The following is a 25,701-nucleotide window of genomic DNA, read 5'->3' as shown; positions in this document are numbered from 1 at the left end:
GTCGTGGGATGTAGACGTTATCTACATCAAAAAGTGCCTCATCGCACAGCCTGAAATGCACAATGCCAATTGCCAGAGCATACCCGAGCAAACTGCTCAGTTTACAAAAATAATAGCGCCAGTCAGCTAGGATTGAAGCAACCCCCACGATAGGTGCATTGTGGGTACCTGTTTTGCGAAGGAACGAGTCATGAAGAAACGTGTTGCATTGGTCCTGGGCTCCGGCGGCGCACGGGGCTACGCCCATATCGGGGTGATCGAAGAGATCGAAAAGCGCGGCTATGACATCGCCTGTATCGCCGGCTGCTCCATGGGCGCCGTGGTCGGCGGAATCTATGCCGCAGGCAAACTCAAGGACTATCGAAACTGGATCGAAAGCCTCGATTATCTCGATGTACTGCGCCTGGTAGATGTCAGCTTTCGCCTGGGGGCGATACGCGGCGAGAAGGTCTTCGGGCAGATCCGCAAGATCGTCGGCGAGATCAATATCGAAGACCTGCGCATTCCCTACACCGCCGTGGCCACCGACCTGACTAACCAGCAGGAAATCTGGTTCCAGGAAGGTTGCCTACATCAGGCCATGCGCGCATCGGCAGCGATTCCCAGCCTGTTCACGCCCGTGATGCAGGGCAACCGCATGCTGGTGGACGGTGGCCTGCTGAACCCGCTGCCCATCGTGCCCGTGGTGTCGAGTCATTGCGACCTGATCATCGCGGTCAACCTTAACTCCACCAACCAGAAGCACTACCGGTTGCCGGTGATCCAGCGCCCGCCCGCTTTCAAAAGCCGGTTCGATAACCTGGTGCGGTCGCTGGGTTCGCACTTGCCGTTTCGCCGCAAGCAGGCCGAACAGTTGTTGCTGCTGGAACAGGAAGCTCTGCTGGCCCAGGCCGCCGACATCAATCCGTGGCTGGACTCCGCCGAACCTGAAGCCCAACAACCGGCCGCCGCCCCGGAAATGGCCGGTGCGCCAAAGTCCGCCACGGGTTCGTTCATCATCGACAACGTAGGACCCGCATCGCTGCTGGATTTGATCAACCAGAGTTTCGAGGTGATGCAGACCTCATTGGCGCAGTACAAGATCGCCGGCTACCCGCCGGATATCCTGATCAACGTGCCCAAGCGGGTGTGCCGGTTTTTCGAGTTCTATAAGGCGCCGGAGCTGATCGAACTGGGCCGGCAAATTGCCAGTGATACCTTGGACCGGTATGAAAGTGAGCAGCACTGAGATTTGCTGCTACGAGAAAAAGGTACAGGCAACAGGAATCTATCAGGTCTCAGGGTTCAATAACCGATACCCCACTCCGGCCTCGGTCACGATAAACCTCGGCTGGGTGGGATCATCCGCCAGCTTCTGCCGCAGATGCCCGACCACAATCCGCAGGTAGTGGCTGTCTTCGGTATGGGTCGGGCCCCAGATATCCTTGAGCAATTGCTGTTGCGTGATGACCCGCCCTGGATGACGCGCCAGTTGCGCCAGCACCGCATACTCTTTACGGGTCAGCGCCACCTCGGCACCGTCCAGCAATACCCGGCGATAGGCAAGGTCCACGGTCAACGGGCCAAAGTTCAGCGCCGCTTCCTGAGCCTCCCCCCCCGGAGCCTGGCGTAACAGAGCCCGCACCCGCGCCAGAAACTCCTGGATGCCAAAAGGCTTGGTCACATAGTCATTGGCGCCATGGTCCAACGCCTCGACCTTCTGCCCTTCACTGGCGCGAACCGACAGCACCAGCACCGGCACCGTCGACCACTCGCGAAACTCGCGCAGCACTTGCTGGCCGTCCATGTCTGGCAGGCCAAGGTCCAGCACCAGCAGGTCCGGCTTGCTCAACGCCGCCTGGGCCAGTCCTTCATTGCCGGTGCCGGCTTCAATCACTTTATAGCCCTGAGAAGCCAGGCTGATGCGCAAAAATTTGCGGATCTGCGGTTCGTCGTCAATGACCAAAATCGTCGCAGTCTGGCTCATGGTGTCCAATCAAAATCCGTTGATAGAAGAGAGTAGCGTACCTGGGTTCAAGGTTCACTTTCCAGGCCGGGTTGAGTCTGCAATGGCAGGAACAAGGTGATGCACGTGCCCTGCCCTTCGATGCCCTCAGCCACGCTGATATGCCCGCCGTGGGCACCGACCATGCCCAGGCAGATCGCCAGGCCAAGCCCGGTTCCCTGCCCGCCGCGATCACCCCTTGCGGCGGTGTAGAACATGTCGAAAATCTTCGCCCGCTCATCCTCGGGAATCCCTGGGCCTTCGTCGCTGACGGAGAAAAACAATTCCTTTTCAACAACACCCGCGCGCAGTTGCAGACGCCCATGAGGCGGGGAAAACCGCGCGGCGTTTTCCAGCACATTGACCAGCGCCTGCTCAATCAAGGCAGCGTGTACATACAGTAACGGCAACTCGGCTGGCACGTCGGTGGTCACCTGCAACGGCGCCAGCACCGCCCGCAACCGGCCCAGGGAACTGCCGACGATATCGCCGGGCGACACCCAATCGCGCGCCAGCTTCAAGGCGCCGTGGCCGAGGCGGGTCATGTCCAGCAGGTTCTGGATGTAACGGTCCAGGCGTTCGGCTTCATCGCGGGTGCCTTCCAGAAGCTCCCGGCGATCTTCCAGGGGAATGGCTTCGCCAAGAGCCAGCAGGCTGTCGATGCTGCCACGCATGGAGGTCAGTGGTGTGCGCAAATCATGGGACACCGACGCCAGCAAAGCGCTGCGCAGTTGCTCGGTTTCACCATGCAAGCGGGCCGCTTCCAGCTCCTGGGCCAACTGCGCACGGGCCAACGCCTGAGCCAGCGGTTGGCTCAAGGCGATGAGCAAACGACGACGCTGACCGCTCAGTTCCAGGCCGGCTTTCGGGCTGACACCGAGCAAGCCCAAAGGGCCCTCTTCGCCGGACAACGGCCACCACCACCAACGACCAAATGGCAAGGTACCGGTGCCCATCCCCGCTGGCTGATCGTGTTGCCAGGCCCAGTCGGCGGCGGCGCGCTCGGCCTCGGTAAAGGTGATCGGGCCACCGGTCTCGATCTTCCAGTCGCCCTGCCCATCGCGATTGACCAGGCACAATTGCAAGTCGCTCGAGCCTTCCAGGTGATGGGCCGCCGCACTGATCACCGCCTGGCGATCGGTGGCAGCGGTGAGTTTGCGCGACAAATCCAACAGTTCGCTGGTTTCTTCCTGGGTTTCGCGCAGCGCCTGCAATTGCCGACGCTGGCGCGCAGCCAGGTTGCCGGTCAACGCCGCCATCAGCAGGAAGAACAACAGGGTCAGCACGTCTTCTTCACGCTGGATAGCGAAAGAGAAATTCGGCGGAATAAACAAGAAGTCATAGGTCAAGAACGACAGCGCCGCACAGGCCAGCGCCGGGCCAAGACTGCTGCGCACCGCTACCAGCAGCACGGCGGCGAGGAACACCAGAGAGATGTTGGGCAACGGCAAGACGCTGGACACCGCCCAGGCCAACCCGGTGGCCAGTACCGTCGCCAGCAGTGCCAGGAGGTAGTCGAACCACACCAGCCCGCGCACATCGGGCAAGCGCGGTGGGGCCGGTGCTTCATCGCTGTCGAGGACGTTGATTTCCAGGCCCCGCGCGTTACGCAACAACCGCGCCGCCAGCCCGCCACCGAATAGCGTGCGCTGCCAGCGTGGTCGCGACTGACCCACCAGCACCAGGCTGGCACGGCGCTCGGCGGCATGCTGGATCAAGGTCTTGGCCACTTCGCCAGCGCGTAGCAACACCACCTCACCACCAAGCCGTTCGGCCAGTTGCTGGGCGTTTTGCAGATGCAGGCGTGATCGCTCATCCTGTACACGGCCGTTGTCGACATGCACCAGGCTCCAGGGCAGATGCCGACGCTGGGCTACGCGGCTGGCGTGGCGTACCAGGCGCTCGGCGTGGGCATCGCCATCGACACCCACCAGCAAGCGCCCGCGCACGGCGGGCGCAGCCTGGCCCAGTTGTCGATAACCCTGGGCCAGATCGTCATCGACGTGGGCGGCGGCGGTTTGCATCGCCAACTCGCGCAGAGCCATGAGGTTAGTCTGGGTGAAAAACGCATCGATGGCCGCACGGGCCTGTTCCGGCACGTAGACTTTGCCGTCCCGCAGACGCTCCAGCAGCTCGCGGGATGGCAGGTCGATCAGCAGCAGTTCATCGGCTTCCTGCAACACCCAGTCGGGCAGGGTTTCGCGCACCTGCACGCCGGTGATGCCGCGCACCTGATCGTTGAGGCTTTCCAGGTGCTGGACGTTGACCGTGGTGAAGACGTTGATACCAGCTGCGAGCAGTTCCTGGATGTCTTGCCAGCGCTTTTCGTGGCGGCTGCCGGGGGCGTTGCTGTGGGCCAGTTCGTCCACCAGTACCAGCTTGGGCTTGGCGGCGAGCAGACCGTCAAGGTCCATTTCCTCCAGCATCACGCCTCGGTACTCGGAGCGCAGCAAAGGCTGCTGCGGCAAACCGCTGAGCAAGGCTTCAGTCTCGGCGCGGCCGTGGGTTTCCACTATCCCGGCGATCAGCCTTACACCTTGGCGCAATTGAGTGTGTGCAGCCTGAAGCATGGCGTAGGTCTTGCCCACACCTGGGGCGGCACCGAGGAAGACTTTGAGCCGGCCACGGCCGTCCCGGGGCAGATCGGCTAACAGGGCATCGGCACGGCCGGAGTCGCTCATGCGCAGGGTTTCCTTCTGGTGTTTATGTAGAGTTTTTCAGACCGTCATCGCGGGAAAGCCCGGCTCCCACATTTGATCTGCTGTGAACCTCAACTCTGCGTTCAACATAGATCAGTGTGGGAGCCGGGCTTGCCCGCGATTGGCGGTGCCTACTGTTTATAACGCTTGCAGAGCCATATTCAGCTCCAGCACATTCACTACTGGCGGCCCTACCAGCGGCTGCTCAATGTGAGCATCCATCAAGCGCTCCAGTGTGGCCACCGGCAGATTGCGTGCGGCGGCGACCCGCGCCAGTTGATAGGCAATCGCTTGCGGTGGCAAGTGTGGATCAAGACCGCTGCCGGAGGTAGTCAGCAGCGCCAGTGGCACCGGCCCCTGGCTTGAGACGAGCAGTTTATTGGCATCGTCAAACACCCGCGTGGCCAGTGCCGGGTTACTTGGCCCCAGGTTGCTGGCGCCGCTGGCTACGGTAGCAAAGGCCCCGGCGGACGGCCGTGGGTGGAACCAGCCGTCGCCGGTGAAGTCCTGGGCAATCAGGCTGGAGCCGCGCACCTTGCCGTCGGCATCGCGTATCAGGCTGCCATTGGCCTGGTCAGGGAAGGCGACTTGCGCCACGCCAGTGACAACCAGGGGGTAGGCCACGCCGGTAATCAGGGTCATCAACACCAGCAGGCTCAAGGCCGGGCGGATCATGTTGGACATTTCATATTCCTCAATTCGTTGAACAAAACGGCGTTGTGGTGAGAGGCTTTTGTGGAGAGGAGATACCCCCTCTCGGCACAACAAGTCCCCTCACAACAGGGCTTAAACCAAGTGCAACGCCGTCAACAGCATGTCGATCGCCTTGATCCCCACGAACGGCACCAGAAGCCCGCCGACGCCATAGATCAACAGGTTGCGACGCAGCAACGCCGCCGCACTCGCCGCCTGCACCCGCACACCGCGCAGGGCCAGCGGGATCAGCACGACGATAATCAGCGCGTTAAACACGATGGCCGAGAGGATCGCGCTCTGCGGGCTGCTCAGGTGCATCACGTTGAGCACGCCCAGTTGCGGGTAGATCGAGGCGAACAGCGCCGGCAGGATGGCGAAGTACTTGGCCACGTCGTTGGCGATGGAAAAGGTCGTCAGCGCGCCACGGGTCACCAGCAATTCCTTGCCGATCTGCACCACGTCCAGCAGCTTGGTCGGGTCGCTGTCGAGGTCGACCATGTTCGCCGCCTCGCGGGCCGCTTGTGTGCCGTCGTTCATGGCCATGCCGACGTCAGCCTGGGCCAGCGCCGGGGCGTCGTTGGCGCCGTCGCCGCACATCGCGACCAGGCGGCCGTCGTTCTGTTCATGGCGAATGCGCGCCAGCTTTTTCTCCGGTGTGGCTTCGGCCAGTACGTCATCGACACCCGCCTCGGCGGCAATCGCAGCAGCGGTCAACGGGTTGTCACCGGTCACCATCACCGTGCGAATCCCCAGCTTGCGCAGCTCGGCGAAACGCTCGCGAATGCCAGGCTTGACCACGTCCTTGAGGTGAATCGCCCCCAACAACTTGCCATCGGCGCACACCAGCAACGGCGTGCCGCCGCTCTGGGCGATCTTGTCGATTTCACGGGACAGCGCCGGCAGCAGGTCGCTGCGTTGCAGACCGATAAAGGCCAGCAGCGAATCCACCGCGCCCTTGCGGTACACGCGCCCTTGATAGTCGACACCAGACAAGCGCGTTTCGGCACTGAACGGCACGCTGGTCAGTTCTTCGCTCGACGGTTCGGCCTGCGGGTGCAAGGCTCGCAGGTACTCGACAATGGACTTGCCTTCGGCGGTGTCGTCAGCCAGGGACGCCAGCAGTGCGCCTTCGGCCAGTTCCTTGCCGCTGACACCTGGGGCCGCATACACGGCAGTGCAACGACGATTACCGAAGGTGATGGTGCCGGTCTTGTCCAGCAACAGCACATGCACGTCCCCCGCAGCCTCTACGGCGCGACCAGACTTGGCGATCACATTCAGGCGCACCAGGCGGTCCATGCCGGCAATGCCGATGGCCGACAGCAGGCCACCAATGGTGGTAGGAATCAACGTCACCAACAGTGCGACCAGGAACACCAGCGGCAGGCTGCCATTGGCAAAGTGGGCAAACGGTTGCAGGGTCACTACCACCAGCAGGAAGATCAGGGTCAGGCCGATCAGCAGAATGTCCAACGCCACTTCGTTGGGGGTTTTCTGGCGCTTGGCGCCTTCTACCAGGGCGATCATGCGGTCCAGCGTCGACTCACCGGGGTTGGCGGTGATGCGGATCATCAGCCAGTCCGAAACCAGACGGGTGTTGCCGGTGACGGCCGAACGGTCGCCGCCGGATTCGCGGATCACTGGCGCAGATTCACCGGTGATGGCCGCTTCGTTGACCGCAGCAATCCCTTCGATGACTTCGCCGTCACCGGGGATCATTTCCCCGGCGGCAACACGCACCACATCACCTTTGCGCAGGCTGGTAGCCGGAACAACCTTGAAGCTGCCGTCGGCCTCCTTGCGCCGCGCACTGAGGCCTTCGCTGCCAGCCTTGAGGCTGTCGGCGCGGGCCTTGCCGCGACCTTCAGCCAAGGCTTCGGCGAAGTTGGCGAACAGCACGGTGAACCACAGCCACACGGCGATTTGCACGGCGACAAAGGTCGGCACAGCGACGTCTGGTATGAAGCACAGGACGGTGGTGAGAATCGCGGTCAGTTCGACCACCAGCATCACCGGCGAGCGCTTCAGTTGGCGCGGGTCCAGCTTGACGAAGGCCTGGATCAGCGCCGGTCGCCACAGGGCCGACATCGCGGTTTTTGTAGGCTCCGGGGCTTTCACCGGGGCGGCATTTTTGGCAGGCATATTCATTTCCATATCCCCTTAGAAGCCCATACTCAAGTGTTCAGCAATAGGACCCAGCGCCAGCGTCGGCAGGAAGGTCAAGCCGCCCACCAGCAAAATGGTCACGGTCAACAGGGTCACGAACAGCGGGCCATGGGTCGGGAAGCTGTTCTGGCCAATCGGTGCACTCTTCTTCATCGCCAGGCTGCCGGCCAAGGCCAGTACCGGGAGGATGTAGCCGAAGCGGCCGATCAACATGCCCAGACCCAGCATCAGGTTGTGGAACGGGGTGTTGGCACCGAAACCACCAAACGCCGACCCGTTGTTGGCACCGGCCGAGGTATAGGCATAGAGCAACTGACTGAAACCATGGGGGCCAGGATTACTGACGGCCGCCGCAGGACCAGGCAGGCTGGCGGCGATGGCGCTGAGCACCAGTACGCCTACCGGCATCACCAGCAAGGTCACCACCAGCAGTTGCACTTCCTTGGCCTGGAGTTTCTTGCCCAGGTATTCCGGGGTGCGGCCAATCATCAATCCGGCGAGAAACACCGCAATCAGTACGTTGAGCAACATGCCGTACATGCCGGCACCGACACCGCCGAAGATCACTTCGCCGACCATCATGTTGACCAGCGCGACCATTCCACTCAGCGGACTAAGGCTGTCTTGCATGCCGTTGACCGAACCGTTGGATGCAGCGGTGGTGGTCACCGACCACAGCACGGTGCCGGTGGTGCCGAAACGCGATTCCTTGCCTTCCAGCGGCGCGGTCTGTTCGACGGCGGCGTTGTTCAGGGTTGGGTTGGGCTGGTATTCAGACCACAGCGACACCGCGCCGCCGATCAGGAACAACGCCAGCATGCAACCGAGGATCGCCCGGCTCTGACGCAGGTCTTTCACGTAGTGACCGAAGGTAAATACCAGGGCCACCGGGATCAGAATGATCGAGGCCACTTCAAACAGGTTGGCCCACGCGGTCGGGTCCTCAAACGGATGCGCCGAGTTGACCCCGAAGAAACCGCCGCCGTTGGTGCCCAATTGCTTGATGGCAATCTGGCTAGCTGCTGGCCCGAGCGGGATCACTTGATCCACGCCTTGCATCGTCACCGCGCCAACGTAGTGGGCGAAGGTTTGCGGCACACCCTGCCAGACCAGGAACAACGCCAGCACCAGGCACAACGGCAACAGGCCGTAGAGGGTAGCGCGTGTCATGTCGACCCAGAAGTTGCCCAGGGTAGTGGCCGATTTGCGACCGATGCCACGGCACAACGCAACCAACACGGCCAGGCCAGTGGCAGCGCTGACGAAGTTCTGCACGGTGAGCCCGGCCATCTGGCTGAGGTAGCTCAGGGACGCTTCACCGCTGTAGGACTGCCAGTTGGTGTTGGTCATGAAACTGACCGCGGTGTTGAAGGCCAACGTCCACTCCTGACCCGGCAATTTCTGCGGGTTGAGAGGCAGGTAGTCCTGGAACAGCAGGATCGAGAACAACAGCACGAAACCCGCAAGGTTGAAGGCAAGCAAAGCCAGGGCGTATTTCTGCCAGCTCTGCTCGGCCTGCGCATCGACGCCTGCGATGCGATAACACACGCGCTCCACCGGGCCGAAAACCGGGGTCAGCCAGGTTCGCTGGCCTTCCATCACCTTGTAGTAGAACCGCCCCAGAAATGGCGCCGGAACCAGTACCACGGCAAAGAAGGCGATGATCAGCCAATAGTCATAACTGTACATAGCCGCTCCTAGTTCCGATCCGCGCGTAACAGCGCAACCAGCAGATAAATGAACAGCGCCACGGCCAATAGCAGTGACACCCCGTCCAGAACGCTCATGGAAGTTTCTCCGTTGTACGGCGATTGCCGAGTGTGGGGGTATTGTCCGCAGGAGCACCGTAAAGGAACGAGAGCGAGGGTATGGGCAGGGCGTAAAGAACGCGTAAAGAGTGGGTTTATGCGCAGGTTACAGGGGGGGGGGGTGGTGAGTGGGGGGGTGGGTGCATATCCGTTATTTTCGTCAGGGCGGATTAGGGTTACGCCCTTACGGCGTGTCACTTTCGAAAAGCCGGAATGCCGGCCCAGACGAAAGTAACCAAAGCGCTCTTGCCCCACCACTTGGTGCCTCGCTGTGGCTCGGCATGCCTTCACTCCGGCATTACTCCGTGGGCCGCCGCGATGGGCCATCCCTGGCCCAGCGCGGCTAAACCGGCGTCCTGCCGGTTTACCCACGGATCAATACCTGCGTTCAGCCAGCGTGGTTAACGGGGCGCCTTAGATCAAGATCAAAAGCAAGAGCACGGCGGCCTGGTAGCCGACCTGAGTGGTGAAAAGCAAAGGCGGATCCCATGCCACCTGTAGGAGCGAGCTTGCTCGCGAAAAACGTTAACGATGACGCGGGCATCCTGAATCACCACCGCACCCTCAGGTTTTCGCGAGCAAGAACTAGGCGTCCCCCTCAAGAGATGTGTAGATACCCATGTCGCAATGGCGCCAGACCAGACACCAGCGCCCTGATCTGGTGCGCCACAGAAAATATTCAAACGCCAAACCATCCTCCCGACGACAGTTCAGCGACTTTACGACACTGATTTGCAGGCTGGCATGGCCGCTGCAATGCCTTGAAACATTCCAAACCGTTCAGGGAGCAGCACAATGAACACACAACTCAAACCAACCCTAGGCACCTTGCACTTATGGGGCATCGCCGTCGGGCTGGTGATTTCCGGGGAATATTTCGGCTGGAGCTATGGCTGGGGCGTGGCGGGTACGTTGGGCTTCCTGGTGACCTCGTTGATGGTCGCCACCATGTACACCTGCTTTATCTTCAGCTTCACTGAACTGACCACCGCGATCCCTCACGCGGGTGGACCCTTTGCCTACAGCCGCCGGGCCTTCGGCGAGAAAGGCGGCCTGATCGCCGGGTTGGCGACACTGATCGAATTCGTCTTCGCCCCGCCGGCCATCGCCCTGGCCATCGGCGCCTACCTGAACGTACAGTTTCCGACGCTGGACCCCAAACACGCGGCCGTCGGTGCCTACATTGTGTTCATGGGTTTGAACATTCTCGGCGTCAAACTGGCCGCGACCTTTGAACTGGTAGTCTGCGTCCTCGCCGTGGCTGAGTTGTTGGTGTTCATGGGCGTGGTCGCCCCCGCCTTCAGCTTCAGCAACTTCGCTCTCAACGGCTGGGCCGGCTCCGACACCTTCGGTGCACCAGCGATTGCCGGGATGTTTGCCGCAATCCCGTTCGCCATCTGGTTTTTCCTCGCCATCGAAGGCGCCGCCATGGCCGCCGAAGAAGCGAAAGATCCAAAAAGCACCATTCCCAAAGCCTATATCAGCGGCATCCTGACCCTGGTGATCCTGGCCATGGGCGTCATGTTCTTTGCCGGCGGCGTGGGCGACTGGCGCACCCTGTCGAACATCAACGACCCACTGCCCCAGGCGATGAAAACCGTGGTCGGTGAAAGCTCCGGCTGGTTGCACATGCTGGTGTGGATTGGCTTGTTCGGCCTGGTGGCCAGCTTCCACGGGATCATCCTCGGCTACTCGCGCCAGTTCTTTGCCCTGGCCCGCGCCGGTTACCTGCCGTCCTTCCTCGCCAAACTGTCGCGCTTTCAGACACCTCATCGGGCAATCATCGCCGGTGGTGTGGTTGGTATCGCTGCCATCTACAGCGACGGCCTGATCAACCTGGGCGGCATGACCCTCACTGCAGCGATGATCACCATGGCGGTGTTCGGTGCCATCGTCATGTACATCATGAGCATGCTCAGCCTATTCAAGCTGCGCAAAACCGAACCGCTGCTGGAGCGCACCTTCCGCGCGCCGGGTTACCCGATCGTGCCGGGCATCGCCCTGGTGTTGGCGCTGGTGTGCCTGGTGGCCATGGCCTGGTTCAACACCCTGATCGGCCTGGTCTTCCTGGGCTTTATGGCGGTGGGTTTTGTCTACTTCCAACTCACGGCACAAGATCGTGCCGATGCACCGGCAGACGCAATGTTGACCGGGCTCTAAACCTGCAGGGCAGAACGGGCCTACAATGGAACCACTGACAAAGCCCGTTACTCAAAGCTGTTATTGCCGTGGGAAATTTTCCCACGGCAGTCGGCCTCAAGGAGAGCCTTATGCCCTGGTATGCCTGGTTGATTATGGCGGTCGCTATCGGTTCGATCGTCGGTGGTTTGATGATGCTGCGAGACAGCGCCAACACAGTGGAACTGACCGACGAACAACGCAAACGCGTGGCCGAGCGCAACGCGCAAGCGGATGCCAAGGACGCGCAGGACCGCTGAACCGGTCGCCCTGACCCACAACCCGTGGCGAGGGAGCTTGCTCCCGTTGGGCTGCGAAGCAGCCCAACCCCCGGTTACTCCCAATCCGCCTTGGCAATCTGCAAACCGTGCTGCCCTTTATAGGCGGCACGTTCCGGCTGACTCCAGCCTTGAAGCAGCTCATCTTCCAAGCGGTAAATCTCAACGCCTAACGGACGACACACCGTCAGTGGGTCTTGCGCATCGGGCCCCCACATCGGCAACGACAGATCCCCACCCGGACACGTCGACAGCGCACACAACAAATCAATCTCGGCAAAAAACTCCAGATAGTCGCCCTTCTGCGCCGGGCAAGCCTTCATGAAATACATGTCGTCGTGGTTCAGGCCGGTGCACTGAAAGATATTCAGCACGTCATGCACATCGAACTCCGTCAGGCCGTGGGGTAACACCGCCCGCGTCAGGTTCGAATGGCAATGGTGATGGAAGTCCTCACCGGTGAGCATCTTGTTCACATAAGGGTCGCAGCGGGTGCCGAGCAAATCGTGCAAGCGCCCACCATGCTCATCAATGCCATAACCGGCCAGGCTGTCATCAGTGATGGTCACCAGCGGCCTTAGGAACGGCAGATTCGACCACAACCGGTCATGGACACTGACATGAGCGCCCTGCAACTGACGAGTGCGCGCCGCCCACAGACGTTCGCGAGGGTCGTTGGCGTTCCACACGTTGAAATCCCCCACCTGCGGCCCGACCGGAGTGGTCACGCGAAACACATGACCAGCAGGCACCTTCCACGCCCTCCCCGTCCGGATCGGCACCTCGAACTGCTCAATCAGCGTACGCTGACCAGCAGCGTCACGAACACGCTCATAGAACGCCTTGTCGACCTGCAAGGCCGAGCCTTTGCTGACCTGGTAAGCGGCGGGATAGTCTTTGTACATTGGGCAAATCCTCGATCATGGGTGGGCAAACAGGGCCAACGACAGACGCTCCGAATCATCCAGGTACAGGCTCATCGCCTCCCCCGCCGCCAGTTTGTTGCCTCGGACCAATAACGCGTAAATCTCTCGATCTCGCTCAAGCCAGGGCGACTGGAAACGTTGCTCATCGGGCGCAGCACAAAACACCAGGCGCAGTTGGGCAATGACCTGGGCAAAGAACTCATCGAACAACGGGCTGCACAACAGGCCGACAATCTGCTGGTGGAAAGTCAGACTGTGGGTCGCCACCGCGCGCCAGTCTTCCCGCTCACGGGCCAGGGTGGTGGCATCGAGGGCGTTGTCCAAGCGCTCGGACTGATCGCCGCTCAAGGGCTTGCTGCTGGCAATGGCCTGCAACTCCAGGGTGCGACGGACTACAAACAGATCACGCACTTCCCCCATGTCCAATCGCCGGACCATCACCCCTTTATTTCGCACGTAACGGGTCAGCCCTTCCTGCCCCAGACGATGCAACGCCTCGCGAATGGTGTTGCGCGACGCGCTGTAGGCCTTGACCAGATCGCTCTCAACCAGCGCCATGCCCGGCAACAGCCGACCACCAATGATGTCCGCGCGCAACTCCCGCGCAATCTGATCCGCCAAGGACAATGTGGTATTCATCGCCACCTCATGATTGTTCAACAATCGTTGTTGTAGTCGTAATCACTATTCATGCCAAGCTCGCCGCCGGTCACTAATGAGTTGCGCAGTTTTGTAAAGAGCCGAGAAGCCGCCGTAAAGCCTGGTTAATATGGGCCACGTTTCGGAGGCCGCTCTAATGCGCTATTCACTCGACCACAAAGCTCAAACCCACCAGCGCATCATTAAAGAGGCCTCGGTCCGGTTCCGCCGCGACGGCATCGGCGCCACCGGCCTACAACCGCTGATGAAAGCGCTGAACCTGACCCACGGCGGGTTCTATGCGCACTTCAAGTCCAAGGACGAATTGGTGGAAAAGGCGTTGCAAGCGGCAGGCGAAGAACTGGACGCCCATTGCGAGATGTTGTTCAGCCAGGAACAACCACTGGAAGCGTTCATCGACAGCTACCTTTCCGAATGGCACCAGACGTCGCCAGATAAAGGTTGCCCATTACCCACCATGTCTTCAGAACTGGGGCAACGCGGGCAAAACAGCGCCACCACCGATGCAGTACTTGGCGCGAGGCTCACGCAAATTGAAGCTGCGTTGGGCAGCCCGAATGCTGATGAGCAAGGCTTGATGATGATGTCGACACTGGTGGGGGCGTTGGTGTTGGCGCGTAGCGTCGAGAGTGAGGCGTTGGCGGCGCGGATTCTGGAGGTGGTGCGTGGGAATCTGAAAGTGCAGGCGAATGCAGAAATCACAGGCAGAAAGAAGGCCGGTCAATGACCGGCCTCTTGGCTTGGCTGCTGCGCGTTATTTGATTTCCAGCCTGTCGCGATTCTTCTCCAGAAGCGACTTGCCGATCCCCTTCACTTCCAGCAACTCGTCCACCGCCGTGAACGGGCCACTGGTTTCACGATAGGCGACAATCGCCTTGGCCTTCGCTGAGCCAATGCCGAACAGGTCACGCCTCAGAGTTTCCGCATCCGCAGTGTTGAGATTGACCTTGGCAGTGGTTTGCTCGGCCTTGGTCATTTGAGCGGCAATGGGGGTTGGAGTCTCGGGTTTGGCTGACGGGGCTGCGCTGACAGCCAGTGAAATGCTGGTGAGGACAGCAAAAACCAGAGATGAAAAACAGGCTTTACGCATATAGAGACGCTCCATGACATCAGTGAGAAAAGCAGCTTTTCCGAAGCTGCTTTTCAAACTTAGGTGATGTTTGGGGATAGTCAAAAATGGGTAAGTTACAGGGTGTGAGTTCAGGGTTCCAGGCGGCGTTGCTGGTAGATCCAGTCGACGATTTCGCCATCTGGCGCATAGCCACTGACGGTGTCGCGCAGCAATTGACGGACACGGTTGTAGTCATCCTGATCTACTGCAGCAAGCAGCTCTGTCAGCTTGCCTTTGAGTACTTCCCAGTCTAGGTGATCTTCGTTGGCACTCATGATCATTGGGTGCTGGGTCGCCACCACGTTGTCACCGATCAGCAACTCCTCGTAAAGCTTTTCGCCGGGACGTAGGCCGGTGAATTCGATGGAGATATCGCCGTGGGGATTCTTTTCGGAACGAACACTCAGGCCTGACAGATGAACCATCTTCTCAGCCAGTTCGACAATTTTTACCGGTTCGCCCATGTCCAGTACGAACACATCACCGCCAAGTCCCATGGAACCGGCTTGAATAACAAGCTGCGCCGCTTCGGGGATGGTCATGAAATAGCGAGTAATTTTCGGGTGGGTTACGGTCAGCGGCCCACCGGATTTGATCTGTTTGTGAAACAGTGGAATCACTGAGCCGGAGGAGCCCAATACATTGCCGAAACGGACCATGGTGAAGCGGGTTTTATTCACATGGGACACGTTGGATCTATCACCGAACAATACCGGTGCCAGTTCACGGCTAAGAGCCTGGAGCGTCAACTCGGCCAGGCGCTTGGTACTGCCCATGACGCTGGTGGGGCGGACAGCCTTGTCGGTGGAAATCAATACAAAGTTGGCGACACCCGACTGAAGAGCAGCTTGTGCGGTGTTCAGCGTGCCGATCACATTGTTCAATACGCCCTCGGCAATATTGTGCTCGACCATTGGTACGTGTTTGTAGGCTGCGGCGTGATAAACAGTATCGACATGCCAGGTTTTCATCACGTCCAGCAACTTGGTCTGATGACGCACAGACCCCAGGATTGGCAAAAGCCGAACGGGCAAAGACTCGCGTGCAATCCGCTGTTCCAGCTCGGACAGAATACTGTAGAGGTTGAATTCGCTGTGTTCGAAGAGCAAAAGCGTGGTGGGACGAAGGTCAAGGATCTGCCGGCACAATTCGGAGCCGATAGATCCACCAGCACCAGTTACAAGAACGGTTTGGCTCTTGATGCAATGCTCAAGCAACTCACCGTATGCAGGGACAGCATCCCGACCAAGCAGATCTGCAATATCGACTTCCTGAATGTCATCGACCTTAACTCGACCACTGGCAAGGTCCATGAAACCAGGCACACTGCGCACATGGAGGGGGAATCCCTCAAGAAGGCCAAGAACTTCACGACGACGGCCACGATTAGATGAAGGAATAGCTAGGAGAATTTCCTGAGCCCCCGTTACATCTATCATCTGTTGGATATGTTTCGGCTTATACACCTGCAATCCGGAAATCACCCGACCTACAATATCACTATCATCATCAATGAAAGCTACTGGCCGCATGACTCGTCCCATGCGCAGCGCTGCTACTAATTGATTGCCCGCTGCGCCCGCACCATAAATGGCAACTTTGGCCAGCCCATCGTCCCTGCTGGTGAATGGCATGTGCTGGGCTGCGGAAAACCAGTCCCCGAGAAAATACTGGCGCATTGCAAGACGCAATCCGCCAATCATGATTAGGCTCAACCACCAATAGTTGAAAATGATTGATCGAGGCACAACGGTCTCATGGTTGCTATACCAGTACACCACAACACCCAAGATCAATGCAGACAAGCTCACTGCTTTGATAATTGCAATCAAGGCGTCGTTGCCGAAATAACGCATCACCGCCCGGTACATCCCAAAGCGAATAAAAAGGGGAATAGCCACAATCGGCGCACTGAGAAAAAGCCACAAATGTTGAACTACTGGATTGACCAGCTCATCTATGCCTAAGCGGACTACAAACGCCATCCATAACGCAAACCACACTAATAGCATGTCAGCAATGACTTGCAGAATACGTTTCTGTCGGCGGGGAAGGCTCAGCAGATATGTCCGTAATGTATCCATGATTTCCTAACTATCCTTGCAACTCGAAATGTGATTGCTGGTGCTCCTGGACAGCCTCAGCCACCCTGCAACCTAGCGATGTCAGTCGACAAATCATACAGCCTAAGCACCCCTGAAGCTAAATAGCTCCCTCTACCCTAACGGCCGAGACCCATTGTCTCGTGGCTGACACAGAGCAGCTCATTCATCAGAATAAGCGACAGGTAGCAGCGAAAAGACCAGCATTTACTCCCGTAGATCACGGACAACCAAACCCAGACTCTGCGCAATCTCATCGATAAAGCAGTGCACACCTAAAGCCGGCAATACATAAAACGCCAGCCGATGCTGGTTAGCCGCCAAGAAAGCCGCAATAATTTGGCGAGCACAGAAGCGGTGATAATATCCGGTGATATGCAAATGGACTACGACGGTGGAAAAGTCTAGCTGATGGTTGTAGATAATTCGAGAAGCACAGTTTACCGATGCTGCCGTCTCCTGCTCAGCGCTAAATTGTGAGGCCGGCAGTGAAGACGGTCTCTTTCTTTCCCACCCTCGACTTCGTAGGTAACGGCCCGTACCTGCCATAGGTCAGGCAAAAGCGGATTCCTTTTATGCGCCTGCGGCGAGAGCTCCATCTGTACCAGCTAATCACCATCGTCGTAGTGCTCAATCTCCGTACGACCGCTCCCTTGCGCTCCGGGGTCATCCAATGCTGGTCTTTCTCAGCACTTCGGTAATGATCGAGAAATTCACTGACCACTTGCCGCTTTACCGCTAGGAGTCGATTTTTGGTCGCACCGGTTTGACTATTGCCCGCTCGACCTTGGCGCAATGGGTCGGCAACTGTGGTGTGCAGTTGCAGCCGCTGGCCGATGCCCTGCGAGGTGCCGTCCTCGAACATGAAGTGATCCACGCTGATGAAGCGCCGGTACAAGATGCTGACGTCTGGCGCGAAGAAAACCCATCGAGCCTATGTCTGGGCCTACGCCACCAGCCAGTTCTCGGATTTGGCGGCAGTGGTTTACGACTTCAGCCCCAGCCGCTCTGGAGAGCACGCTCGCAACTTCCTGCAAGACTGGAAGGGCAATCTGGTCTGCGATGATTTTGGCGGCTACAAGGCCAGCTTTGAACTCGGCGTGACCGAGATCGGCTGCATGGCCCATGCATGGGGTAAGTTCTTTGAGCTGCACGCCACCTACAAGAGCCAGCTTGCCGAGCAAGCCTTGCGTTATATCCAGTTGTTATACGAAATCGAGAGTGAAGCCCGCGACCTGGAACCTGATTTACGTTGCCGAGTACGGCAAGAAAAAGCCGTGCCGGTGATGGATGCCCTGCATACCTAGATGATCGCCCAGCGCCAGCTCGTGCACGATGGCTCGGCAATTAGCAGAGCCCTGGATTACATCCTAAAAGGCTGGACGGCGCTGTCGCGCTACCTCGACGACGGTGCCGTACCCATAGACAAGAGTTGGGCAGAAAACCAGATCCGGCCATGGGCGTTGGGGCGCAAGAACTGGTTCTTTACAGGTTCACTGCGCAGCGGCAAACGGCCGGCGGCGATCATGAGTTTGATTCAGTCGGCGCGGCTCAATGGGCATGATCCGTATGCTTACTTGAAGGACGTTCTCACGTGTCTACCGACGCAGCGGACGAGTAAGATTGATGAATTGCTGCCGCATCGGCGGCAACCGTTTTAGTTGCGCAAGATGGGGTGCCCGGACGTATACGGCTTTTCTGCAGAAGGGCCTTGCCGACACCCTTTACTTCCAACAATTCATCTACAGCAGTGAAGGGGCCGCTGGCCTCACGGTAAGTGAAGATGGCCAGGGCCTTGGATTCTCCGATACCCGTGAGCTGGGTGGTGAGGAGTTTGGGGGAGATGGGGATGCGGTCGCCGCTGGCGGTCGGCACCTGATTCACCAAGCTATCTGGCGCAGCATTGCGCCTGCAACGCTAACCCCAAAAAAACAGACACGACAACTGCGGATACAAGCCCTTTACGTATAGATAACACTCCCTGTGCGTTCCAAATTGGAAGCAGCTTTGCGAGTCTGCCATTAGAAAGCTAGTCAATCCCCAGTATTCAACGTCCATCGCGTTGCCGCTTGTAAGCATTCCCCATCCTGCATTTCCAGTAAGGTCCTAAGCAGGTAGAATTACCGCCACTCACGGGCAGATTGGCTTTAACGCGCATGAGTATTGGCAATTTGTGCGAGTATGGCGCCCAACAGGTACAATAAGCGTACTCGAAAGCAAGACCGAACATCCAAGCCATGCGATCTTCAAGCATATGAGCACCTGCCAGCCTAACGGCTCGCGAAAGCCGTTGAAAATCTTATATTTGGCGAAATATAACCCTCGTCAGGTTTAGCGCGCTGAAGATAATCTGCAGTGTCAGGGCTCTCAACCATGGCAGCAATGGAATCGTTATTTCCTGGCTATCTGTTATCCCTTTTGGTGACGATGTCAACTGGGAGCCCCTGCCTAATAAACGGTAAAGAATCGATTTGGTGCTGGCAGACATTTACAAGATTTAGCCGGTCTGGTTTCACAGCGAGCTGTATTTGACCGGCCAATGAGAGGGTCGACCAGAGTGAATACTGTGCGCTCTCAGGGGTGACGGAAAACCCTAGGGCGCCAGCATATTTAAAATTTACGTAAAATACCCTTAGCCAAGGGCATGCTGTCTGCGCGCTGAACGTCATGTGACTTTCAGAGTAATGACGAGAGGAGATGTAACGCACATGGGTATAAATAGTATGGGACAGGTGTGTGCAACACCCAATATTCAACTGGATGAATTGAATCTTTATGACATGTGGATGTTGCTGTGGTGCAAGGAACTGCTGATTGTGCTTTTTACCTTGCTGGCGCGCGCGCTACCTTATTACTTCATGACCTCACCCCTTCACAGCGGGTCAATAGTCATTGCTCAATCATCAATTGCAACGAAGGGTATTCTCAACATTACGTATCGCTTCAAGGCTGCGAGTCTTTATCGGGTCGACGGTCCTGCGACGGCTCCAAAAAAAACCAGAGCACTGGCGCTTGGCGCAACACTGGGTACCATGCTCGGGGTGTTGGTCGCAGTAAGCCTAGGCTACAGGACAAAACACAAAGCAATCGTCAACCCTGAGCATGGTGCCTGACACATGTCCATTGTTACTCTGTCTAACCACAAGACATTCACAGCAGAACTCGGCAAAAGCCTTCTTGATAGCGCAAAATCACAGGGTATAGTGCTTGAGTACAGCTGCCGCACCGGACGTTGCGGCGTGTGCAAGGCCAGCGTGCTCAAGGGTGAGACAGAGGTGGTTCAGCTTGAGCTGGCGCTTACAGAAGAAGAGCGCTCGTCGGGCGCCATCCTGACCTGTTGCCGAGCCGCAGTCACCGATGTTGAACTGGATATTGAAGACCTCGGCTTGCTGGCCGATATCCAGATCAAAACAATGCCTTGCCGCCTTGACAGCATCGAGCACCTGTCGGACGACGTGGTGCGAGTGATCCTCAGAACCCCTCCCAAAAGCGCGATCTCCTACCTCGCAGGGCAGTACATCGACGTTATTGGCAAGGAAGGCGTGCGTCGCAGCTACTCCATAGCCAATGCCGTGCGCGAGGATGCAAAACTAGAACTGCATATTCGCCAGGTACCGAAAGGTGTCATGAGCCAGTACTGGTTCGGCGAAGCTCAAGCCAATGACCTGCTCAGGCTGGAAGGACCGCTCGGAACCTTCTGCCTGCGTAACGCCAGTACCACAAACTTGGTATTCATGGCCACCGGAACGGGCATCGCTCCTGTAAAGGCCATGCTCGAAGCCTTGGCCGCCGCGCCTGAATCACTCAGCGGCAAGCGTGTTTACGTCTACTGGGGGGGCCGTATAGAATCGGATCTGTACTGGCATCCCGACTTCCCGACACTGAGCCTGACCTACCGCCCCGTGCTTTCACGCACAGGCGCACAGTGTTCAGGAGCTACCGGGTACGTCCAGCAAGCACTGCTTGCAGAAAATCTTGACCTGGCCGATACCTCGGTTTATGCCTGTGGCTCTGAAGCCATGATTCAAATGGCACGCGAGGTGCTGACACAGGCCGGCCTGCCCCTCAAACACTTCCATTCCGATGCCTTTGTAAGCTCGAATTGACCCGGAGACAGCATGAAAGCAGTTATTTTGGCCGGTGGCCTGGGAACGCGACTAAGTGAAGAGACCAGCCTGCGCCCAAAACCCATGGTCGAGATCGGAGGCAAACCCATCCTCTGGCACATACTGAAGATGTACTCCGCGCACGGCATCAATGACTTCATCATCTGCTGCGGCTACAAGGGCTATGTGATCAAGGAGTACTTTGCCAACTACTTCCTGCACATGTCCGACGTCACCTTCAACATGCGCGACAACACCATGAAGGTACATGACAAACGCGCTGAAGCCTGGAACATCACCCTGGTCGACACCGGTGACGAGTCCATGACCGGCGGACGCCTGCGTCGCGTTGCCGACTACGTCAAAGACGAAGAAGCCTTCTGCTTTACCTATGGCGACGGCGTGAGCGATCTCGATATCAGCGCCACCTTGGCCTTTCACAAAGCACACGGTAAGGCGGCAACGCTCACCGCGACCTTTCCACCCGGACGTTTCGGCGCCCTGGATATCCAGAAGGGCCAGGTGCTGAACTTCAAGGAAAAGCCCAAGGGCGACGGCGCGCTGATCAATGGCGGCTTCTTTGTTCTGAGCCCGAAAGTGCTCGATTATCTAAAGGACGACAGCACCACCTGGGAACAGGAACCACTGATGAACCTCGCAGCCGAGGGCCAACTGATGGCATTCGAGCACCCGGGCTTCTGGCAACCCATGGATACGCTGCGCGACAAACACTATCTGGAAGAGCTTTGGCAGTCAGGCAAAGCACCTTGGAAATCCTGGAACTGAATATGAAGTCGACGGTCACCCCCGCCTTTTGGCAAGACAAAAAAGTCTTCCTGACCGGCCACACCGGGTTCAAAGGCAGTTGGCTGTCTCTGTGGCTGACAAGCATGGGCGCGCAGGTCAAGGGCTTTGCCCTGGCGCCGCCCACCCACCCAGCCCTGTTCATTGAAGCCAAGGTCGTCGATGGCATAGAGTCGGAGCAAGGCGATATTCGTGATCTGGCGGCTATCACCCAGAGCATGACGCGATTCAATCCAGACGTGCTGATCCACATGGCCGCGCAGCCGCTGGTTCGCCTGTCCTACCGCGAGCCAGTCGAGACCTATGCCACCAACGTGATGGGCACGCTGCACGTGCTGGAAGCCGCGAGGCAATGCTCTAATCTGCGCGCGATCGTCAATGTCACCACTGACAAATGCTACGAAAACCGCGAGTGGGAATGGGGCTATCGTGAAGACGAGCCAATGGGTGGACATGACCCGTATAGCAACAGCAAAGGCTGTGTGGAACTGATCACCAGCGCCTACCGCAAGTCGTTCTTCGGCGATCCGCAAGCCGCTGCCCTGGCGTCCGCCCGGGCCGGCAATGTGATAGGCGGCGGCGATTGGGCTGAAGATCGGCTTATCCCTGACATTCTTAGTGCCTTCGAGCAAGGTCAGCCCGTCACAATACGCAACCCAAAGGCCACACGGCCGTGGCAGCACGTACTGGAGCCGCTGAGTGGCTACTTGGTGTTGGCTGAACACATCTGGACCCACGGACATCGCTTTGCTCAGGGCTGGAATTTCGGCCCCAAGGATGAAGACGCGCGTCCCGTGGAGTGGATTCTTGATCATATGGTCCAGACCTGGGGCCCAGGCGCCCGCTGGCAACTGGATCAGGATCCACAACCGCACGAGGCCAACTACCTCAAGCTGGATATTTCCAAAGCTCGCGCGCACTTGCACTGGTCGCCAAGTTGGAACCTGGAAACCACACTTGCCCGGATCGTCACTTGGCATCGCGCCTGGCTGAGCGGCAACGACATCCAGGCCCATTGCCTGGAAGAAATCAATGCCTACATGCTCGCCATGCATGCCAGCAGCAACTAACCACACTTTTTAGCAGGAATCTTCATGACACCCGATATGCTCCGCCAGGAAATCAGCAAGCTCGTCGAGCAATACGCAAACATCGCATTAGCGAGCAAGCCGTTCGTGGCCGGCGAAACCGTTATCCCACCATCAGGCAAAGTGATCGGCGCCCGTGAGTTGCAACTGATGGTCGAGGCATCCCTGGATGGTTGGCTGACCACAGGTCGCTTCAATGCCGAATTCGAAAAGAAGCTCGCTGAATTCCTCGGCGTCAAATTCCTGCTGTCGGTCAACTCCGGCTCCTCCGCCAACTTGGTCGCCTTCAGCACCCTGACCTCGCCCAAACTGGGCGAGCGAGCGATCAAGAAAGGTGATGAAGTGATTGGTGTGGCAGCGGGCTTCCCGACCACAGTCAATCCCATCGTCCAGTTTGGCGCAATCCCGGTGTTTGTCGACGTCGACATGGCCACCCACAACATCAACGCCGACCTGATCGAAGCCGCCATCACGCCAAAAACCAAGGCAATCATGCTGGCTCACACCTTGGGTAACCCGTTCAACTTGGGTAAGGTCAAGGCACTGTGCGAGAAGTACAACCTATGGCTGGTGGAAGATTGCTGTGACGCCTTGGGCGCGACCTATGATGGCAAACTGGTGGGCACTTTCGGCGACATCGCCACCCTGAGCTTCTACCCGGCACACCACATCACAATGGGTGAGGGTGGCGCGGTATTCACCAACAACCCGATGCTCAAAGTGATTGCCGAGTCGTTCCGCGACTGGGGCCGCGATTGCTACTGCGCACCCGGCTGCGACAACACCTGCGGCGACCGATTTGGCCAGCAGTACGGCAGCCTGCCCCAAGGTTACGACCATAAGTACGTGTATGCACACTTGGGCTACAATCTGAAAATCACCGATATGCAGGCCGCCTGTGGTCTGGCCCAGCTTGAGCGCGCTCAAGACTTCATCGACACTCGCAAGCGCAACTTCAAGCTGCTCAAGGAGCGCCTGTCGAGCTTATCCGAGTTCCTCGAAATTGCCGAAGCGACACCCAACAGCGACCCATCGTGGTTTGGCTTCCCGGTGACACTCAAGGAAAGCAGTGGCGTCAACCGTGTTGACCTGCTCAAGTACCTTGATCAACACAAAATTGGCACCCGCCTTCTGTTCGCTGGAAACCTGACCCGACAGCCCTACTTCCAAAACCTGGAGTACCGCGTGGTCGGCGAACTGACGAATACCGACCGCACAATGAACCAGACCTTCTGGCTCGGCGTACAGCCAGCACTGGGACAGGAGCACTTCGATTTTGTCGGTGAAAAGCTGGAAGAGTTTTTCGGGATTGGTTTCTAAGCGATGAAAGCATCGGATGCCGTAGCGCTGGTTCTTGCACAGAACAAGGTTCTGTATGGTTATGAATTGATCGGAGGGATGATCACGCACCTGGTTGATAGCATCAATCAGTTGGGCAAGACCAAGCTGGTCTCGGTTCACCATGAGCAAGGGGCAGCGTTTGCTGCATCTGCGGTTGCCCGCGCGACCCACCACGAAGTGCTCGGAGTTGCCTTGGGCACCAGCGGCCCTGGCGCCACCAATCTGATGACTGGGATCGCCGACTGCTGGCTTGACAGCCATCCCTGCATTTTCCTCACAGGACAGGTCAACACCTACGAGTTGAAAGGCGAGAGAAACATTCGTCAGCAGGGTTTCCAAGAACTCGACAGTGTGGCTCTGGTCAGTAGCATCACCAAGTATGCGTACCAAATCAAACATGTCGACGAGTTGCTTCCGTGCCTGCAGAAAGCCATTGATATCGCCAGGGCGGGACGCCCTGGCCCAGTATTACTGGATATTCCGATGGATATCCAAAGGGCCGAGATTGATGAGGCTGTGGTGGAAGCCCTATTGATACCGCGCACTGAATGGGTTGTAGATGAGGTGCCCGCGTCCGATATCGAGTCGATCAAACGCAAATTGGCACACGCTCAAAAGCCGTTAATTCTGCTGGGTGGAGGTGCCGTGAACACGCGTAACTTTGCCCAGTGGCGTAAGCAGTTGGAAGCGTCAGGAATTCCCTATGTTGCCAGCTTGAAAGGTGCTGAAAAGATCCCGGCGAGTGAGAGTTACTTGGGAATGCTGGGGGCCTATGGAACACGTGCCGCCAACCATGCCGTGCAAAGCTGCGATTTCTTGCTGGTACTAGGTAGTCGCATGGATGTTCGGCAAACGGGCGCGAAACCTGATGACTTTGCCCGCAAAGCCCAAATCGTTCAGATTGATCTGATGGAGGGACAGCTGAATAACCGCGTTCAAGCACATGCTTCTTACACGATGGAGTTGAACACTTTCTTTGCTCATTTCTCCCTTGCTGAGGTGCAGAAAAATTCGGTGTGGCCTGCTTGGGCCTCGCAACTGCAAGCCCATTTTGAACAGAGCTTCGTGGACGAGTACACCGACTGGTCTGTGAGCCCCTTCATGATTTTCTCGACCCTTAATGAGCTGACTAGAGGGCACACTGTCGACTTTGTTGCCGATGTCGGCAATAACCAGATGTGGGCTGCGCACACCCTGCGATTGAGCCCTGGCCAGTCCATGCACCACTCTGGCGGCCTGGGGACAATGGGCTTTGCGATTCCAGCAGCCATTGGCGTGTGTAACGCAGCCAACAAACCTGTGATTGTCATTACAGGTGACGGCGGTGCTCAACTGAATATTCAAGAACTGGATATCATCGCTCGGGACCAGTTGCCTGTACTAATTATTGTGCTCAACAACCACTCGTTAGGGATGGTGCACGGGTTTCAGGAAATGTACTTTGAGGGCCGAACATCTTCGACCTACTGGAATGGTTACACATCTCAGTTTAGCGCGATTGGTGAGGCTTATGGCATCAGCTCCAAAGTCATTATGATGGATACCGAGCTCCATGCGCCGATCATGGAGTTCCTTGAAGCGCCTCGCCCAATGTTGATCGAAGTCATGATGCCTGATGCACGAGAGTGTCGCCCACGGCTCGAGTTTGGAATGCTGATTGATCAGCAAATGCCAAAAAGGGCATGAGCGTCCAACCCAAGAATTTTTCGAAACTCAGTTGCTCGTCACCGATCAGACTGAAGCGTCCATTGACG

Annotated in this window: 20 protein-coding genes and 3 pseudogenes; 11 read left to right on the top strand and 12 right to left on the bottom strand. The window is 58.0% G+C overall.

Annotated features, from left to right (window positions below; genetic code table 11):
* Window positions 1–190 precede the first annotated feature (190 nt).
* Entirely contained in the window at window positions 191–1,228 is a 1,038-nt protein-coding gene (locus ACZRKZ_RS04735; protein WP_463970286.1) for a patatin-like phospholipase family protein, read from the top strand.
* A 42-nt stretch (window positions 1,229–1,270) separates the two neighbouring features.
* On the opposite strand, the gene ACZRKZ_RS04730 is transcribed toward ACZRKZ_RS04735, so the two are convergent.
* From ACZRKZ_RS04730 to kdpF, 6 genes are all read right to left on the bottom strand, one after another.
* Window positions 1,271–1,966, bottom strand: a complete 696-nt coding sequence (locus ACZRKZ_RS04730; protein ID WP_463980841.1) for a response regulator — start codon at window positions 1,964–1,966, stop codon at window positions 1,271–1,273.
* Between the two features lie 47 nt (window positions 1,967–2,013).
* Window positions 2,014–4,665: a DUF4118 domain-containing protein gene (locus ACZRKZ_RS04725; protein WP_463980840.1), complete on the bottom strand. Its 2,652-nt coding sequence runs from the start codon at window positions 4,663–4,665 to the stop codon at window positions 2,014–2,016.
* Window positions 4,666–4,821: 156 nt separating this feature from the next.
* Window positions 4,822–5,367 carry a potassium-transporting ATPase subunit KdpC gene (kdpC, locus tag ACZRKZ_RS04720; protein ID WP_463980839.1) on the bottom strand — a complete coding sequence of 182 codons (546 nt, stop codon included), beginning with the start codon at window positions 5,365–5,367 and terminating at the stop codon, window positions 4,822–4,824.
* A 102-nt stretch (window positions 5,368–5,469) separates the two neighbouring features.
* Window positions 5,470–7,527 (bottom strand): potassium-transporting ATPase subunit KdpB, encoded by a 2,058-nt coding sequence (gene kdpB, locus ACZRKZ_RS04715; protein WP_178114535.1) that lies wholly within the window; start codon window positions 7,525–7,527, stop codon window positions 5,470–5,472.
* Window positions 7,528–7,539: 12 nt separating this feature from the next.
* Window positions 7,540–9,234: a potassium-transporting ATPase subunit KdpA gene (kdpA, locus tag ACZRKZ_RS04710; protein WP_463980838.1), complete on the bottom strand. Its 1,695-nt coding sequence runs from the start codon at window positions 9,232–9,234 to the stop codon at window positions 7,540–7,542.
* An 8-nt stretch (window positions 9,235–9,242) separates the two neighbouring features.
* Window positions 9,243–9,332, bottom strand: coding sequence for a K(+)-transporting ATPase subunit F (gene kdpF, locus ACZRKZ_RS04705; protein WP_003218754.1), 90 nt, complete (start codon window positions 9,330–9,332; stop codon window positions 9,243–9,245).
* An 816-nt stretch (window positions 9,333–10,148) separates the two neighbouring features.
* Between kdpF and eat the strand changes: the two genes are divergently transcribed.
* Window positions 10,149–11,513 (top strand): ethanolamine permease, encoded by a 1,365-nt coding sequence (gene eat, locus ACZRKZ_RS04700; protein WP_463980837.1) that lies wholly within the window; start codon window positions 10,149–10,151, stop codon window positions 11,511–11,513.
* Window positions 11,514–11,623: 110 nt separating this feature from the next.
* Complete coding sequence (locus tag ACZRKZ_RS04695) at window positions 11,624–11,791, top strand: DUF2897 family protein (protein ID WP_149414327.1); 168 nt, start codon at window positions 11,624–11,626, stop codon at window positions 11,789–11,791.
* 74 nt (window positions 11,792–11,865) lie between these two features.
* On the opposite strand, the gene ACZRKZ_RS04690 is transcribed toward ACZRKZ_RS04695, so the two are convergent.
* Together ACZRKZ_RS04690 and ACZRKZ_RS04685 are read right to left on the bottom strand one after the other, a co-directional pair.
* Complete coding sequence (locus ACZRKZ_RS04690) at window positions 11,866–12,714, bottom strand: urea carboxylase-associated family protein (protein WP_463980836.1); 849 nt, start codon at window positions 12,712–12,714, stop codon at window positions 11,866–11,868.
* 15 nt (window positions 12,715–12,729) lie between these two features.
* Window positions 12,730–13,374, bottom strand: coding sequence for a GntR family transcriptional regulator (locus ACZRKZ_RS04685; RefSeq protein WP_463980835.1), 645 nt, complete (start codon window positions 13,372–13,374; stop codon window positions 12,730–12,732).
* A 157-nt stretch (window positions 13,375–13,531) separates the two neighbouring features.
* Between ACZRKZ_RS04685 and ACZRKZ_RS04680 the strand changes: the two genes are divergently transcribed.
* The gene (locus ACZRKZ_RS04680; protein WP_463980834.1) at window positions 13,532–14,122 is read left to right on the top strand and encodes a TetR/AcrR family transcriptional regulator; all 591 of its coding nucleotides are present in this window, start codon (window positions 13,532–13,534) and stop codon (window positions 14,120–14,122) included.
* 27 nt (window positions 14,123–14,149) lie between these two features.
* On the opposite strand, the gene ACZRKZ_RS04675 is transcribed toward ACZRKZ_RS04680, so the two are convergent.
* The 3 genes and pseudogenes from ACZRKZ_RS04675 to ACZRKZ_RS04665 form a co-directional block, all read right to left on the bottom strand.
* Window positions 14,150–14,485 carry a ComEA family DNA-binding protein gene (locus ACZRKZ_RS04675; RefSeq protein ID WP_463980833.1) on the bottom strand — a complete coding sequence of 112 codons (336 nt, stop codon included), beginning with the start codon at window positions 14,483–14,485 and terminating at the stop codon, window positions 14,150–14,152.
* 110 nt (window positions 14,486–14,595) lie between these two features.
* On the bottom strand, window positions 14,596–16,593 hold the full coding sequence (locus ACZRKZ_RS04670; protein ID WP_463980886.1) for a polysaccharide biosynthesis protein: 1,998 nt from the start codon (window positions 16,591–16,593) through the stop codon (window positions 14,596–14,598).
* 474 nt (window positions 16,594–17,067) lie between these two features.
* A pseudogene (locus ACZRKZ_RS04665) lies at window positions 17,068–17,299 on the bottom strand (IS4 family transposase); the annotation flags it as partial.
* 6 nt (window positions 17,300–17,305) lie between these two features.
* Here ACZRKZ_RS04665 and tnpC point away from each other — a divergent pair.
* Window positions 17,306–18,269 (top strand): annotated as a pseudogene (gene tnpC, locus ACZRKZ_RS04660) (IS66 family transposase); the annotation flags it as partial.
* Window positions 18,270–18,291: 22 nt separating this feature from the next.
* On the opposite strand, the pseudogene ACZRKZ_RS04655 reads toward tnpC, so the two are convergent.
* Window positions 18,292–18,438 (bottom strand): annotated as a pseudogene (locus ACZRKZ_RS04655) (ComEA family DNA-binding protein); the annotation flags it as partial.
* Window positions 18,439–19,316: 878 nt separating this feature from the next.
* Between ACZRKZ_RS04655 and ACZRKZ_RS04650 the strand changes: the two are divergent.
* The 6 genes from ACZRKZ_RS04650 to ACZRKZ_RS04625 are packed head-to-tail and all read left to right on the top strand — an operon-like array spanning window position 19,317 to window position 25,633.
* Entirely contained in the window at window positions 19,317–19,721 is a 405-nt protein-coding gene (locus ACZRKZ_RS04650; protein WP_463980832.1) for a hypothetical protein, read from the top strand.
* Window positions 19,722–19,724: 3 nt separating this feature from the next.
* Window positions 19,725–20,714, top strand: a complete 990-nt coding sequence (locus ACZRKZ_RS04645) for an FAD-binding oxidoreductase (protein ID WP_463980831.1) — start codon at window positions 19,725–19,727, stop codon at window positions 20,712–20,714.
* A gap of 12 nt (window positions 20,715–20,726) precedes the next feature.
* Window positions 20,727–21,500, top strand: a complete 774-nt coding sequence (gene rfbF / locus ACZRKZ_RS04640) for a glucose-1-phosphate cytidylyltransferase (RefSeq protein ID WP_463980830.1) — start codon at window positions 20,727–20,729, stop codon at window positions 21,498–21,500.
* A 2-nt stretch (window positions 21,501–21,502) separates the two neighbouring features.
* On the top strand, window positions 21,503–22,588 hold the full coding sequence (gene rfbG, locus ACZRKZ_RS04635; protein WP_463980829.1) for a CDP-glucose 4,6-dehydratase: 1,086 nt from the start codon (window positions 21,503–21,505) through the stop codon (window positions 22,586–22,588).
* 24 nt (window positions 22,589–22,612) lie between these two features.
* Entirely contained in the window at window positions 22,613–23,926 is a 1,314-nt protein-coding gene (gene rfbH / locus ACZRKZ_RS04630; protein WP_463980828.1) for a lipopolysaccharide biosynthesis protein RfbH, read from the top strand.
* A 3-nt stretch (window positions 23,927–23,929) separates the two neighbouring features.
* On the top strand, window positions 23,930–25,633 hold the full coding sequence (locus tag ACZRKZ_RS04625) for a thiamine pyrophosphate-binding protein (protein WP_463980827.1): 1,704 nt from the start codon (window positions 23,930–23,932) through the stop codon (window positions 25,631–25,633).
* Window positions 25,634–25,701 lie beyond the last annotated feature (68 nt).

The sequence above is a fragment of the Pseudomonas sp. c313 genome (genome assembly GCF_055407145.1).
The sequence above is the reverse complement of the archived record's forward strand: the minus strand, read 5'-3'. Positions and strand labels throughout refer to the sequence as shown.